This window comes from Pseudomonas sp. P97.38, from assembly GCF_001269745.1.
Taxonomy (GTDB): Bacteria; Pseudomonadota; Gammaproteobacteria; order Pseudomonadales; family Pseudomonadaceae; genus Aquipseudomonas; species Aquipseudomonas chlororaphis_E.
In genome coordinates, this window is sequence record NZ_LHVJ01000009.1 from 117,236 (window position 1) to 130,538 (window position 13,303).

13 protein-coding genes are annotated in these 13,303 nt (G+C 62.9%); 10 read left to right on the forward strand and 3 right to left on the reverse strand.

Annotation, left to right across the window (positions count from 1 at the left end; all coding sequences use genetic code 11):
• Positions 1-2 precede the first annotated feature (2 nt).
• The 10 genes from mrdA to AD664_RS02585 all read left to right on the forward strand — a co-directional run bounded on the left by mrdA (position 3) and on the right by AD664_RS02585 (position 10,335).
• Positions 3-1,898, forward strand: a complete 1,896-nt coding sequence (gene mrdA / locus AD664_RS02545) for a penicillin-binding protein 2 (RefSeq protein ID WP_042730299.1) — start codon at positions 3-5, stop codon at positions 1,896-1,898.
• A 31-nt stretch (positions 1,899-1,929) separates the two neighbouring features.
• Positions 1,930-3,033, forward strand: a complete 1,104-nt coding sequence (gene rodA, locus AD664_RS02550; RefSeq protein ID WP_053144711.1) for a rod shape-determining protein RodA — start codon at positions 1,930-1,932, stop codon at positions 3,031-3,033.
• A gap of 17 nt (positions 3,034-3,050) precedes the next feature.
• Positions 3,051-4,061, forward strand: coding sequence for a lytic murein transglycosylase B (gene mltB / locus AD664_RS02555; protein ID WP_053144162.1), 1,011 nt, complete (start codon positions 3,051-3,053; stop codon positions 4,059-4,061).
• Positions 4,061-5,086 (forward strand): septal ring lytic transglycosylase RlpA family protein, encoded by a 1,026-nt coding sequence (locus tag AD664_RS02560; protein ID WP_053144164.1) that lies wholly within the window; start codon positions 4,061-4,063, stop codon positions 5,084-5,086. The genes mltB and AD664_RS02560 overlap by 1 nt, the downstream gene beginning before the upstream one ends.
• Positions 5,087-5,427: 341 nt before the next feature.
• Positions 5,428-6,585 carry a D-alanyl-D-alanine carboxypeptidase family protein gene (locus AD664_RS02565; RefSeq protein ID WP_053144168.1) on the forward strand — a complete coding sequence of 386 codons (1,158 nt, stop codon included), beginning with the start codon at positions 5,428-5,430 and terminating at the stop codon, positions 6,583-6,585.
• An 82-nt stretch (positions 6,586-6,667) separates the two neighbouring features.
• Positions 6,668-6,943: a DUF493 domain-containing protein gene (locus AD664_RS02570; RefSeq protein WP_042730295.1), complete on the forward strand. Its 276-nt coding sequence runs from the start codon at positions 6,668-6,670 to the stop codon at positions 6,941-6,943.
• On the forward strand, positions 6,943-7,590 hold the full coding sequence (gene lipB, locus AD664_RS02575) for a lipoyl(octanoyl) transferase LipB (RefSeq protein WP_053144169.1): 648 nt from the start codon (positions 6,943-6,945) through the stop codon (positions 7,588-7,590). The genes AD664_RS02570 and lipB overlap by 1 nt, the downstream gene beginning before the upstream one ends.
• A 1-nt stretch (position 7,591) precedes the next feature.
• On the forward strand, positions 7,592-8,614 hold the full coding sequence (lipA, locus tag AD664_RS02580; protein ID WP_053144171.1) for a lipoyl synthase: 1,023 nt from the start codon (positions 7,592-7,594) through the stop codon (positions 8,612-8,614).
• A gap of 204 nt (positions 8,615-8,818) precedes the next feature.
• On the forward strand, positions 8,819-9,109 hold the full coding sequence (locus AD664_RS26775; protein WP_083454120.1) for a hypothetical protein: 291 nt from the start codon (positions 8,819-8,821) through the stop codon (positions 9,107-9,109).
• A 290-nt stretch (positions 9,110-9,399) separates the two neighbouring features.
• Entirely contained in the window at positions 9,400-10,335 is a 936-nt protein-coding gene (locus AD664_RS02585) for an LD-carboxypeptidase (RefSeq protein WP_053144173.1), read from the forward strand.
• Between the two features lie 132 nt (positions 10,336-10,467).
• Here AD664_RS02585 and AD664_RS02590 read toward each other — a convergent pair whose 3' ends face one another.
• From AD664_RS02590 to holA, 3 genes are all read right to left on the reverse strand, one after another.
• Positions 10,468-11,790: a lytic murein transglycosylase gene (locus AD664_RS02590; RefSeq protein ID WP_053144175.1), complete on the reverse strand. Its 1,323-nt coding sequence runs from the start codon at positions 11,788-11,790 to the stop codon at positions 10,468-10,470.
• Positions 11,791-11,862: 72 nt separating this feature from the next.
• Complete coding sequence (gene arfA, locus AD664_RS02595) at positions 11,863-12,027, reverse strand: alternative ribosome rescue factor ArfA (protein WP_030140368.1); 165 nt, start codon at positions 12,025-12,027, stop codon at positions 11,863-11,865.
• Between the two features lie 233 nt (positions 12,028-12,260).
• Complete coding sequence (holA, locus tag AD664_RS02600) at positions 12,261-13,298, reverse strand: DNA polymerase III subunit delta (RefSeq protein ID WP_053144177.1); 1,038 nt, start codon at positions 13,296-13,298, stop codon at positions 12,261-12,263.
• Positions 13,299-13,303 lie beyond the last annotated feature (5 nt).

Below are 13,303 nucleotides of genomic sequence, written 5' to 3' on the forward strand. Positions count from 1 at the left end.
CCATGCCTCAGCCGATCCGCATCAAGGACCACGAAAAAGACGCCCGCCTGGTACGGGGCCGCGTCGTGTTCGGCGCCATCACGGTGGTGACGCTGATCGGGGTGCTGATCGCGCGGTTGTACTTCCTCCAGGTGATCCAGTACGAGTACCACTCGACCCTGTCGGAAAACAACCGGGTGCACGTGCAGCCGATTCCGCCGACCCGTGGGCTGATCTTCGACCGCAATGGCGTGGTGGTGGCGGACAACCGGCCCAGCTTCAGCCTGAGCATGACCCGCGAGCGTTCCGGCGACTGGCAGCAGGTGCTCGACGTGATCGTCGAAGTGCTGCAACTGACCCCCGAGGACCGGGCGATCTTCGAGAAGCGCATGCGCCAGGGGCGCCGGCCGTTCGAGCCGGTGCCGATCCTGTTCGAGCTGACCGAGGAGCAGATCGCCCTGATCGCCGTGAACCAGTTCCGCCTGCCCGGCGTCGAGGTAGTGGCGCAACTGGTGCGGCATTATCCCCAGGGGCCGCACTTTGCCCACTCGGTCGGCTACATGGGGCGGATCAACGAGAAAGAGCTCAAGACCCTCGACCCGGTCAACTACAGCGGCACCCACCACATCGGCAAGACCGGTATCGAACGCTTCTACGAGCCCGAGCTGCACGGCCAGGTGGGTTACGAAGAAGTCGAGACCAATGCCCGTGGCCGGGTACTGCGGGTGCTCAAGCGCACCGACCCGATCCCCGGCAAGGACATCGTCCTGAGCCTGGACATCAAGCTGCAGGAGGCCGCCGAAGCGGCGCTGGGCGGGCGCCGGGGCGCCGTGGTGGCGCTGGATCCGAATACCGGCGAGGTCCTGGCGATGGTCAGCCAGCCGAGTTTCGACCCGAACCTGTTCGTGACCGGCATCAGCTTCAAGGCCTACGCCGAGCTGCGTGACTCCATCGACCGGCCGCTGTTCAACCGGGTGCTGCGCGGCCTCTATCCGCCGGGCTCGACCATCAAGCCGGCCGTGGCGATTGCCGGGCTGGATTCCGGCGTGGTGACGGCGTCGAGCCGCGTCTACGACCCGGGCTACTACATGCTGCCCAATTACGACCACAAGTACCGCAACTGGAACCGCACCGGCGACGGTTACGTGGACCTGGAAACGGCGATCATGCGGTCCAACGACACCTACTTCTATGACCTGGCCCACAAGCTGGGGATCGATCGGCTGTCGTCCTACATGAACAAGTTCGGCATCGGCCAGAAGGTCTCCCTGGACATGTTCGAAGAATCCCCCGGCCTGATGCCGTCCCGGGAGTGGAAGCGCGCCACCCGGCGCCAGGCCTGGTTCCCCGGCGAAACCCTGATCCTGGGGATCGGCCAGGGCTACATGCAGGCCACGCCTTTGCAACTGGCCCAGGCCACAGCGCTGGTGGCGAGCAAGGGCAAGTGGTATCGCCCGCACCTGGCCAAGACCATCGAAGGCCAGAAGCCGGTGGACCCGAACCCGATGCCGGACATCATCCTGCACAACCCGTCGGACTGGCAGAAGGTCAACAACGGCATGCAGCAGGTGATGCACGGGGCTCGCGGTACGGCCCGCAAGGCGGCCATCGGTTCGCCGTACCGCATCGCCGGCAAGAGTGGTACGGCCCAGGTGGTCGCGATCAAGCAGGGTGAGAAGTACGACCGCTCCAAGGTCCAGGAGCGCCACCGCGACCACGCCCTGTTCGTCGGCTTTGCCCCGGCCGACAATCCGAAAATCGTCGTGGCGGTGATGGTCGAGAACGGTGAGTCGGGCTCCGGTGTCGCCGCGCCCGTGGTGCGCCAGGTGATGGACGCCTGGTTGCTGGACGAGCACGGCCAGCTCAAGCCCGAGTACGCAAGCCCCATCACCGCGGAGGCTACGGCCCGTGAAGAATAATTTCGACCGCATCCTCTCCAGCGAAGACGTGATGCGCCGTCGTGCCACCCTGTTGCAGCGCATGCACATCGATGGCCCTCTGCTGATCCTGCTGCTGACCCTGGCCGCCGGCAGCCTGTTCGTGCTGTATTCGGCCAGCGGCAAGAGCTGGGACCTGCTGGCCAAGCAGGCCTCCTCGTTCGGCATCGGCCTGGTGTCGATGATCGTCATTGCCCAGTTGGAGCCGCGTTTCATGGCACGCTGGGTGCCGTTGGCCTATGTGATCGGTGTCAGCCTGCTGGTGGTGGTGGACGTGATGGGCCACAACGCCATGGGCGCCACCCGCTGGATCAACATCCCCGGGGTAATTCGCTTCCAGCCCTCGGAATTCCTGAAGATCATCATGCCGGCGACCATCGCCTGGTACTTGTCCAAGCGCACCTTGCCGCCCCAGCTCAAGCACGTGTGCATCAGCCTGTTGCTGATCGGGATCCCGTTCATCCTGATCGTGCGCCAGCCAGACCTCGGCACCTCGCTGCTGATCCTGGCCGGCGGCGCCTTCGTGCTGTTCATGGGGGGCTTGCGCTGGCGCTGGATCCTCAGCGTGGTCGCCGCGGCGGTGCCGGTGTCGGTGGCAATGTGGTACTTCGTCATGCACGACTACCAGAAGCAACGCGTCCTGACGTTCCTCGACCCCGAGAGCGACCCGTTGGGCACCGGCTGGAACATCATCCAGTCCAAGGCCGCCATCGGTTCCGGCGGGGTATTCGGCAAGGGATGGCTGATGGGCACCCAGTCGCACCTGGACTTTTTGCCGGAAAGCCACACCGACTTCATCATCGCGGTGATGGGCGAGGAGTTCGGCCTGGTGGGCATTTGCGTGCTGTTGCTGATCTACCTGCTGCTGATCGGCCGAGGGCTGGTGATCACCGCCCAGGCCCAGACGCTGTTTGGCAAGTTGTTGGCGGGCAGCCTGACCATGACGTTTTTTGTGTATGTTTTCGTCAACATCGGTATGGTCAGTGGCCTGTTGCCGGTGGTGGGGGTGCCGTTGCCCTTCATTAGCTACGGAGGAACTTCGCTGGTGACACTACTGTCAGCGTTTGGGGTTTTGATGTCGATCCATACCCATCGCAAGTGGATCGCACAGGTTTGAATAAGGTGAAGAGTTCAATGCAAGCAATGCGTGGCTGGTCGACGCGATATGCGCCGTGGATCGGCCTGGTGGGCTTTCTCGGTGGTACGCCGCAGGTCCTGGCGGGCGAGTACGAAGGCTCGCCCCAAGTGGCTGAATTCGTCGGCGAGATGACCCGCGACTACGGTTTCGCCGGGGAACAGCTGATGGGCGTGTTCCGCGAGGCCGAACGCAAGCAGTCGATCCTGGATGCCATTTCCCGGCCTGCCGAGCGGGTCAAGCAATGGAGCGAATACCGGCCGATGTTCATCACCGAGGCCCGTATCGCCCGGGGCGTGGACTTCTGGCGCCAGCACGAAGCCGCGCTGGCCCGTGCCGAGCAGGAATACGGCGTGCCGGCCCAGATCATCGTCTCCATCATTGGTGTCGAGACCTTTTTTGGCCGCAATACCGGCAATTTCCGGGTGATCGACGCGCTGTCGACCCTGGGCTTCGATTACCCGCCGCGCGCCGAGTTCTTCCGCAAGGAGCTGCGTGAGTTCCTGCTGCTGGCCCGCGAGGAACAGGTCGACCCGTTGACCCTCAAGGGTTCCTACGCCGGGGCGATGGGCCTGCCGCAATTCATGCCCAGCAGCTTCCGCGCCTACGCGGTGGACTTCGACGGCGACGGCCACATCAATATCTGGACCAACCCCACCGATGCCATCGGCAGTGTTGCCAGCTATTTCAAGCGTCACGGCTGGGAAGCCGGCCAGCCGGTGGTCAGTCGCGCCGACGTGCGTGGCGACCAGGTGGACGAAGGCCTGACCGAAGGCATCGAGCCGACGAAAACCGTCGGGGAGTTGCGGGCGTTGGGCTGGTCGAGTCATGATGCGCTGCGTGACGACATGCCGGTCACCGCGATGCGCCTGGAAGGCGAGCAGGGCCCCGAGTACTGGATGGGCCTGAAGAATTTCTACGCGATTACGCGTTATAACCGCAGTGTGATGTACGCCATGGCCGTATATCAGCTGTCTGAAGAGCTGGTCAAAGCACGGGGCGTCAAATAATGCGGGCATTGCCTACCTATCAACCCCTGAAAGCCAAGCCCCTCAAGCTCGTGGTGTTGGCTGCGCTGTCGCTGCTGGTCGTCAGCTGTTCGACCAGCCGCGCGCCGGCGCAGAAAAACTCCACCGCCGTGCGCTCGGCGCCGGGGCTGGACATCAACCGTGCCCACAAGGACGGTGCGCCATGGTGGGACGTCGATGTCTCGCGCATCCCCGACGCCACCCCGACCCTGCACACCGGACCCTACAAGGCCAACCCCTACACCGTGCTGGGCAAGACCTATTTCCCGATGGCCGACTCCAAGCGCTACGTCGCCTCGGGCACGGCATCCTGGTATGGCACCAAGTTCCACGGCCAGAACACTGCCAATGGCGAGGTGTATGACCTGTACGGCATGAGCGCGGCCCACAAGACGCTGCCGCTGCCCAGCTACGTGCGGGTGACCAACCTGGACAACAACAAGAGCGTGATCCTGCGGGTCAATGACCGTGGGCCGTTCTATTCCGACCGTATCATCGACCTGTCGTACGCGGCGGCGAAAAAGCTCGGTTACGCTGAAATCGGCACCGCGCGGGTCAAGGTCGAGGGCATCGACCCGCAGGAATGGTGGGCCCAACGTGGCCGTCCGGCGCCTTTGATGCTCAACGAGCCAAAAGTGGCGCAAAATGCCGCGCCGACCGTAACCGCTTCCACCGGCACGGTCGAACAATGGACGCCACCGCCGCAGCAGCACGCGGCGGCCGTAGTGCCGGTGCAGTTGGAAGCAAAAAAAAACGCTTCTGCAACAGCGTCTGGCCAGTATCTGCAGGTGGGCGCGTTCGCCAACCCGGACGCTGCCGAACTGCTCCGGTCCAAGCTCAGCTCGATGGTGAGCGCCCCGGTGTTCATCAGCTCGATCGTGCGCAACCAGCAGACCCTGCATCGGGTGCGCCTGGGGCCGATCGGTTCTCCGGGTGAGGTCCAGCAGGTGCAGAACAGCGTGCGCCTGGCCAATCTCGGTTCGCCGAGCCTGGTCACCGCCGAGTGATTGATTGATGGCCCGCTTGCGGTTCGAGCGGGTCAGGTTGTTGGCTCCACGCATAACAAAAAGCCCGGCAAGGGATGTGAGTGAGCAACTACAATACGCGGCAGCCAAGAGGTCACTGCCAATCAGTTAAGTCCGGCACAACCCCTGTGGCGAGGGAGCTTGCTCCCGCTGGGCTGCGGAGCGGCCCTTCCTTTTTGGGAGCGCTTCGCACTCCAGCGGAAGCAAGCTCCCTCGCCACGGGATACGGAGCAGGCCTTGTTTTTGATTGATCGGCATAGCCAGGAAGGTTGCCTGTTAAGTATTGCCTCCGGGCAGTTTCCATTAGCGATTTCGAGAGACGGATGAACATCACCACCTTTGCCAAACGCCTTTGCCTGCTAGTCCCGCTGCTGCTTTCACCTGCCGCGTTCGCGGTCGAGATGATGCCATCGCCGCCACAATTGGCCGCCAAGTCCTATGTGCTCATGGATGCCAGCAGCGGCAACGTGCTGGTGGAGAACAATGGTGACCAGCGCCTGCCACCGGCCAGCCTGACCAAGCTGATGACCGCCTACATCGCCACCCTGGAAATCCGTCGCGGCCAGATCGGTGAAAACGATCCGGTGACCGTCAGCGAGAACGCCTGGCGTACCGGCGGTTCGCGGATGTTCATCAAGGTGGGCTCGCAAGTGACCGTCAGCGACCTGCTGCACGGGATCATCATCCAGTCCGGCAACGACGCCAGCGTCGCCCTGGCCGAGCACATCGCCGGCAGCGAAGACGCGTTCGCCGACATGATGAACAAGACCGTGGCCGACCTGGGCATGACCAACAGCCACTTCATGAACCCGACCGGCCTGCCGAACCCCGAGCACTACTCGTCGGCTCACGACATGGCCATCCTGGCACGGGCGATCATCCACGAAGACCCGGCGCACTACGCCATCTACTCCCAGAAGGAGTTCTTCTGGAACGGCATCAAGCAGCCTAACCGCAACCTGCTGCTGTGGCGCGACAAGACCGTCGATGGCCTGAAGACCGGTCACACCGAAGAGGCTGGCTATTGCATGGTGTCTTCGGCCGTGCGTGACGGCATGCGCCTGATCGCCGTCGTCTTCGGCACCAACAGCGAAGTGGCCCGTGCCGCCGAGACCCAGAAGCTTCTGACCTACGGTTTCCGCTTCTTCGAAACCCAGACCTTCTACCAGAAGGGCACCGAGCTGGCCCAGGCCCAGGTCTGGAAAGGCACCAGCAGCCAGGTGAAGGCCGGTCTGGCCCAGGACCTGACCATGACTCTGCCTAAAGGCCAGCTCAAGAAGCTCGCTGCCAGCATGACCATGAACCCGCAACTGACCGCCCCTATCGCCAAGGGCGACGTGATCGGTAAAGTCGAAGTCAAACTGGACGACAAGGTGGTGCACAGCGCCGACTTGATCGCGCTGGACGCGGTCGAGGAAGGTGGTATCTTCCGCCGCATGTGGGATAGCATCCGTCTATTCTTCTACGGCTTGTTCAACTGATTCCAGCTGTTGACCTGCATGGCCCCGTTCCGATCCGGTGCGGGGCCATGTTCGTTACCCGGGCTTACGAGGCCGTTACGCCATGACAGACCCAGAAGTAAAGGCTCCAAAAATCGAATTCCCCTGCGCGGATTACCCGATCAAGGTGATCGGCGACACCGGCGTGGGCTTCAAGGACAAGATCATCGCGATCCTTGAGAAACATGCGACCGTTGACCTCAAGACCCTGGCCGAGCGCCAGAGCACCAACGGCAAGTACACGACGATCCAGTTGCACATCCTGGCCACCGGCCAGGAACAGCTCTACGACATCAACAGCGAACTGCGGGCGACCGGTTTCGTACACATGGTGTTGTGATGCCGGGCACGCTGGGTTTTCGCGAACTGGGCCAGATGGCCTATGAGCCGGTCTGGCACGCGATGCAACGCTTTACCAACGAACGGGGCAACACCGCCGACGATGAAGTCTGGCTGGTGGAGCATCCGCCGGTGTTCACCCAAGGCCAGGCCGGCAAGGCCGAGCATCTGTTGCTGCCGGGGGATATCCCGGTGGTGAAGGTCGACCGCGGCGGCCAGGTGACCTACCATGGTCCCGGCCAACTGGTCGCCTACCTGTTGCTGGATGTGCGCAAGCTGGGGTTCGGCGTGCGCGAGCTGGTCACCCGCATGGAAACCTGCCTGATCGAGCTGCTGGCCAGCTACGGTGTGACGGCCGCGGCCAAGCCGGATGCGCCGGGGGTCTACGTCGACGGGGCCAAGATCGCCTCCCTGGGGCTGCGGATTCGCCACGGTTGCTCGTTTCATGGCCTGGCCTTGAACGTGGACATGGACCTTGAACCGTTTCGACGGATTAATCCCTGTGGCTATGCGGGGCTGGCGATGACCCAGTTGCGCGATCACGCAGGATCGATTGAATTTGCCGAGGTAAGTGCCCGGCTGCGCGCGCAGCTCGTCAAACACCTCGACTACGCTGAGCAGACGACCCTCACGGGCGGAATCGACTGATATGACTACTGATGCAGTGCAAACCATAATCCCGACGCAGGATGTTACCGAGCGTCCGGCCCCGCGTGCCAAGGTCGAGGCCGGCGTCAAGCTGCGCGGCGCCGAGAAGGTTGCACGCATCCCGGTCAAGATTATCCCCACCACCGAACTGCCGAAGAAACCCGACTGGATTCGCGTGCGCATCCCGGTTTCCCCGGAGGTCGACCGTATCAAGGCGCTGCTGCGCAAGCACAAGCTGCACAGTGTCTGTGAAGAGGCGTCCTGCCCGAACCTGGGCGAGTGCTTCTCCGGTGGCACCGCCACGTTCATGATCATGGGTGACATCTGCACCCGTCGCTGCCCGTTCTGCGACGTCGGCCATGGCCGGCCGAAGCCACTGGACGCGAGCGAGCCGGAAAACCTGGCCGTGGCCATTGCCGACCTGAAGCTCAAGTACGTGGTCATCACGTCGGTGGACCGCGACGACCTGCGTGACGGTGGCGCCCAACATTTCGCCGACTGCATCCGCGAGATCCGCAAGCTGTCGCCGAACGTGCAACTCGAAACCCTGGTGCCCGACTACCGTGGCCGCATGGACATCGCCCTGCAAATCACCGCCGCCGAGCCGCCGGATGTGTTCAACCACAACCTGGAAACCGTACCGCGCCTGTACAAGGCTGCGCGTCCGGGCTCGGACTACCAGTGGTCGCTGACCCTGTTGCAACGCTTCAAGCAGATGATGCCGCACATTCCGACCAAGTCCGGGCTGATGCTGGGCCTGGGGGAGACCGATGATGAGGTCATCGAGGTCATGAAGCGCATGCGTGAGCATGACATCGACATGCTGACCCTGGGGCAGTATCTGCAGCCTTCGCGTAGTCACCTGCCGGTGCAGCGTTTTGTGCATCCGGATACCTTTGCCTGGTTTGCCGAGGAGGGGTACAAGATGGGGTTCAAGAATGTGGCTTCGGGGCCGTTGGTACGGTCTTCGTATCATGCGGATGAGCAGGCGAAACTGGTCAAGGCTGAGTTGCTCGGCTCCTGATTTTTTAGCGTTGGTTTTTGGGATGGTGGGTATATCCGTTTTTTGTGTAACGGCTACCTAGGGTTCCGCCCTTACGGCGGGTTACTTTTTTCAAACGCCAAAAAAGTAACCAAAAACGCTTCGCCCCACCACTCGGTGCCTCGCCTAGGCTCGGCATGCCTGAACGAAGGCATTGCTCCGCGGGCCCGCCGCGAAGGGCCATCCATGGCCCAGCGCGGCTACCTCGGCATCCATGCCGAGGTGCCCACTGCGCAATACCTTCGTTCAGCCATCGTGGTTAATGGGGCGCAAGATCAAGATCAAGATCAAAGTCAAAAGCGAAGCAGTCTGGTGGCTGGTCTGTTTTGGGCGGTTCTGCATCCTTACAACGCTGTGGGTCTGGGCCGTGGAGCAAAGCTTGCTCGCGATGGCGGTGGATCAGCTACACACATGCTGAGCGTGCCCTCGCTTTGCTTTGCTTTGCTTTGCTTTGCTTTGCTTTTGACTTTGATCTGAACGCCCCATCAACCACGATGGCCGAACGCAGGCATTGCGCAGTGGGCAACCCGGCACGGATGCCGGGTTAGCCGCGCTGGGCCATGGAGGGCCCTTCGCGGCGGGCCCACGGCGCAATGCCGGAGTGAGGGAACACCTCGCCTAGGCGAGGTGCCGAGTGGTGGGGCACAGCGTTTTTGGTTACTTTTTTGGCGTTTGAAAAAAGTAACCCGCCGTAAGGGCGGAACCCTAAGTGGCCGTTACAAAAAAAACGGATATACACACTAAGCAAGCCGACAAACCGGAAGCCCATGGACACCCTAACCCCTCATCACCCCGTCCCAGCCCTCCCCCCCAAAGGCCTGATCGCCCTGATCGCCCCCGCCGGCCCCGCCCCCCTGGACACGGAAAAAGCCATCCAATGGATGCGCTCAAGGGGGCACGAACTGCGAATATTCCCAGGCGTCTACGAAAAGCAAAACTACCTGGCCGGCAGCGACGAGGTACGGCTCAACGATCTACATGCAGCCTTCGCCGACCCTGAGGTCAGTGCCATCATCTGCCTGCGCGGCGGCTACGGCACCCCACGCTTGCTCGATCGCATCGATTACGACCTGTTGCGGCGCAACCCCAAGCCTTTCGTCGGCTACAGCGACATCACCGCGCTGCACCTGGCCATCAACCGTTATGCCGGATTCGTCACCTTTCACGGGCCGTTGCTCAATGCCGATCTCTTGGGCGACAAACAACCCCCGACTGTCACCTCGTTTTTCAGCCTGTTGCATGGGCAGTTGAAGGCCGGCAGTGTGCTGAGTCATCCCGAGGCCTATCCATTGACCACTGTCCAGCCCGGCATCGCCCATGGGCGTTTGCTGGGGGGCAACCTTTCGATCATTGCCGCGACCATGGGCACGCCTTACCAGATCGACGCAGACGGTGTGATCCTGCTCATTGAGGACGTCAACGAGCCGCTGTATCGCATTGACCGGCTGCTGACCCAGTTGCGCCTGGCTGGCACGTTGGCCAAGCTGCGCGGCGTGCTGGTGGGGGATGTGGCGGGGGTGGAGGTCGAAGCGTTGAATCGCCTGCTCAAGCAGACCTTCGAGCCGTTGCGCATTCCGGTGCTGTCCGGTTGGCGCAGTGGGCATTGTGATCCGAACCTGACCTTGCCGATGGGGGCGTTGGTCAGGCTGGATGCGGGGGAGAAGCGGCTGGTGCTGGAGCAGGATGTGGTGGTTACACGCTAATCCTGTGTCGTCTGCGACTCAGTCTTCGCGAGCAAGCCCGGTCCCACAGGGACCGCGTCCCTTCATGGAAACACGATCAACCTGTGGGAGCGGGCTTGCCCGCGAAAGCGGCAGTGGCCATTAAGACAACCTTCAACGGCTACGCAACGCCTCCAGCAGCTTATGCGTCGGATACCCATCCGCCGGCCAGCCGAGTGACTGCTGGGCGCTGCGGATTGCCTTGCGGGTGTTGGCGCCGATGATGCCGTCGGGGGTGCCGGCGTCGTATTGATGCGTGCTCAGCAAGGTCTGCAGTTCGATGCGCTCGCTGCGGCTCAGCGGCAGGTCATCCTTGGGCCACTGGCCATACACCAGCCCGGTACCGCTGAAGCGCCCCGACAATAAACCCACCGCCAGTGCGTATGACGAAGAGTTGTTGTACTTGAGGATGGCGCGGAAGTTGTCGAACACCAGGAACGCCGGGCCGCGATGGCCGGCGGGCAGCAACAGGGCCGCGGAGAGTTGCCGTTCAGCCGGGGGGATCGGCATGCCGTCGTAGGTGGAAACCCCCAGGCGTATCCATTCTGAGAAGGGTTTGCGGGTCGTGCCGTCGGCCAGGGCGTAGTCGAAACCCTTTTCCAACTCTACCTCGTACCCCCACGGCTGGCCGCGTTGCCAGCCGGAGCTTTGCAGGTAGTGGGCGGTGGAGGCCAGGGCGTCGGTGGAGCTGCCCCAGATGTCCCGGCGGCCATCGCCGTCGAAATCCACCGCGTGAGTGTTGTACGTGGTGGGAATGAACTGGGTCTGGCCCATGGCGCCGGCCCAGGAGCCGAGCATTTTTTCCGGTGCGATATCGCCCTGTTGCAGGATTTGCAGGGCGGCGATCAATTGCGCATGGGCAAAACCCGGGCGTCGGCCTTCGTAGGCCAGGGTCGCCAGGGAATTGATCACGGACTTGGTGCCCTGGAACTGGCCAAAGTTGCTTTCCATGCCCCACACCGCCACCAGCGCGTCGCGATCGACGCCGTAGCGTTGCTCGATGCTCTGCAGCACTTGGGCGTTCTGCTGGATCAGCGCCTTGCCTTTGTTGACCCGCAGCGGCGACAGGGCGCCATCGAGGTATTCCCACACGGGGCGGGTGAATTCCGGCTGGCTGCGATCGGCCTTGATCACGCTCATGTCGGGGCTGACGCCGATGAACGCGCGATCGAACAGATCGGGACGGATCCCGGCGGCCAAGGCGTCCTTGCGAAACCCGGCCTGCCATTCAGCGAAGGTCTGGGTGGGGACGATGTCCAGGTTTTCACCAGTGGGCACGACAGGCGGCACCACGGCCGGGGCGGTCACGGCGGGGACGGTCTGGAGCGGTTGGGCGTCGGCGGCGGTGGGTTTTTCAGCGCAGGCGACCAGCAGGGCGATGCTGGTGGCGGCAATCAGCTGGCGCAGGGGCAAGCGACGGGAAAGACAAAAGGGCATGCACGGGTCCAGAAATACAAATCAGGTGCTGACCTTAACATGCGAAAGGGCTGTAGGGCTTGTCCAGGTGTTTCAAGCGGCCAGAAAGCAAGAAGCCTCCCAGTTGTCAGACTGGAAGGCTTCGCGGCGGTAGCTGCCTTTGCCCTTGGCGGGTCGTTCCTGGCGACTGCGGAACAGGGGCTGGGCGACGATGGACTTGGCCTTGTTGGGGCCATGCCGGGATGGCTTTTTGCTCATGGTTGGATCTCTCATGGGGGTGGGTTGTGCGGGGCGAATCATGGGCCAGAGTTGGGGGGCTGTCCAGTCCTGGCAGGCCGGCGGAATGTGTACAGGGTTTGCGACCAGCGCGCTTGTGTGGCGAGGGAGCTTGCTCCCGCTTGAGTGCGTAGCGCTCATCGCTTTTTTGGGATCGCTTCGCGATCCAGCGGGAGCAAGCTCCCTCGCCACAAAAGCATCTGGCAAGGCGGTGTTTATTCCGCTGGAAGCGCCAGTCGCTGCCCGGCCATCAACAGCGACAACCGACTCAGGCTCATCCACGGCGAGCCAGCGGCCTGGCCCTTGATCTGCGCGTCGATGCGCTGTGCTTCGAGCAACAGTTGTGCCCAGCGCGGCGCCGAGTAACGTTGCAGGGCCTTGCTCATCAGCGGCTTGCGCTTGTCCCATACGGGCGGGCGGGCCTGGCTGAAGGCCTTGTCCAGCGGTACACCCTGGCTGTACTGCAACGACAGATTGGCCAGCAGGCGCAATTCCCGGGACAGCGCCCAGAGGATCACCGGTGGCTCGACGCCTTCGCCTCGCAAGCCTTCAAGCATGCGCAGGGCGTGGGCAGCTTCGCCGTTGAGGATCGCATCGGTCAGCCCGAAGACATCGAAGCGAGCGCTGTCGGCCACGGCGGCCTGCACCGTTTCCACGGTGATTTGCCCGCCTTCGGCCATCAGCTTGAGTTTTTCGATTTCCTGGGCCGCGGCCAGCAGGTTGCCTTCGACGCGGGCGGCAATCAGCTCCACCGCGTCCTGGCTGGCCGAGAGGCCGGCCTGGGACAGGCGCTGGCGGATCCAGCTCGGCAGTTGGCTGACATCCACCGGCCAGATCTGCACGAACTGGGTTTGCTGACCCTCCACCAGGGCCTTGCCCCATTTGGTCTTCTGCGCACTGCCATCGAGTTTCGGCAGGTTGATGAGCAGGACCGTGTCCTCGGCAGGCCGCGAGCAATACTCGATCAGCGCGGCGGCGCCCTTGTCACCGGGCTTGCCGGACGGCAGGCGCAGCTCCAGCAGGCGCTTTTCAGCGAACAGGGACATGCTCGCACCGGCCAGCAGCAGCGTGCCCCAATCGAAATTGGCGTCGGCGGCGAACACCTGGCGTTCATCGAACCCTTGCTGGCGAGCGGCACTGCGGATGGCGTCGGCAGCTTCCTGGCACAGCAATGGGTCATCGCCACTGATGATGTAGACCGGCGCGAGGGCGCCTTGCAGGTGCTTGCCGAGTTGGGCGGGGGCCAGTTTCATGGAAT

Coding starts and splice junctions, on each gene's coding strand:
- arfA (WP_030140368.1), bottom strand. CDS start 12,027: ATGAGCAAAAAGCCATCCCGGCATGGCCCCAACAAGGCCAAGTCCATC.
- holA (WP_053144177.1), bottom strand. CDS start 13,298: ATGAAACTGGCCCCCGCCCAACTCGGCAAGCACCTGCAAGGCGCCCTC.
- mltB (WP_053144162.1), top strand. CDS start 3,051: ATGCAAGCAATGCGTGGCTGGTCGACGCGATATGCGCCGTGGATCGGC.
- AD664_RS26775 (WP_083454120.1), top strand. CDS start 8,819: ATGGCCCAGCGCGGCTACCTCGGCATCCATGCCGAGGTGCCCACTGCG.
- AD664_RS02590 (WP_053144175.1), bottom strand. CDS start 11,790: ATGCCCTTTTGTCTTTCCCGTCGCTTGCCCCTGCGCCAGCTGATTGCC.
- mrdA (WP_042730299.1), top strand. CDS start 3: ATGCCTCAGCCGATCCGCATCAAGGACCACGAAAAAGACGCCCGCCTG.
- rodA (WP_053144711.1), top strand. CDS start 1,930: ATGCGCCGTCGTGCCACCCTGTTGCAGCGCATGCACATCGATGGCCCT.
- lipA (WP_053144171.1), top strand. CDS start 7,592: ATGACTACTGATGCAGTGCAAACCATAATCCCGACGCAGGATGTTACC.
- AD664_RS02570 (WP_042730295.1), top strand. CDS start 6,668: ATGACAGACCCAGAAGTAAAGGCTCCAAAAATCGAATTCCCCTGCGCG.
- AD664_RS02560 (WP_053144164.1), top strand. CDS start 4,061: ATGCGGGCATTGCCTACCTATCAACCCCTGAAAGCCAAGCCCCTCAAG.
- AD664_RS02565 (WP_053144168.1), top strand. CDS start 5,428: ATGAACATCACCACCTTTGCCAAACGCCTTTGCCTGCTAGTCCCGCTG.
- lipB (WP_053144169.1), top strand. CDS start 6,943: ATGCCGGGCACGCTGGGTTTTCGCGAACTGGGCCAGATGGCCTATGAG.
- AD664_RS02585 (WP_053144173.1), top strand. CDS start 9,400: ATGGACACCCTAACCCCTCATCACCCCGTCCCAGCCCTCCCCCCCAAA.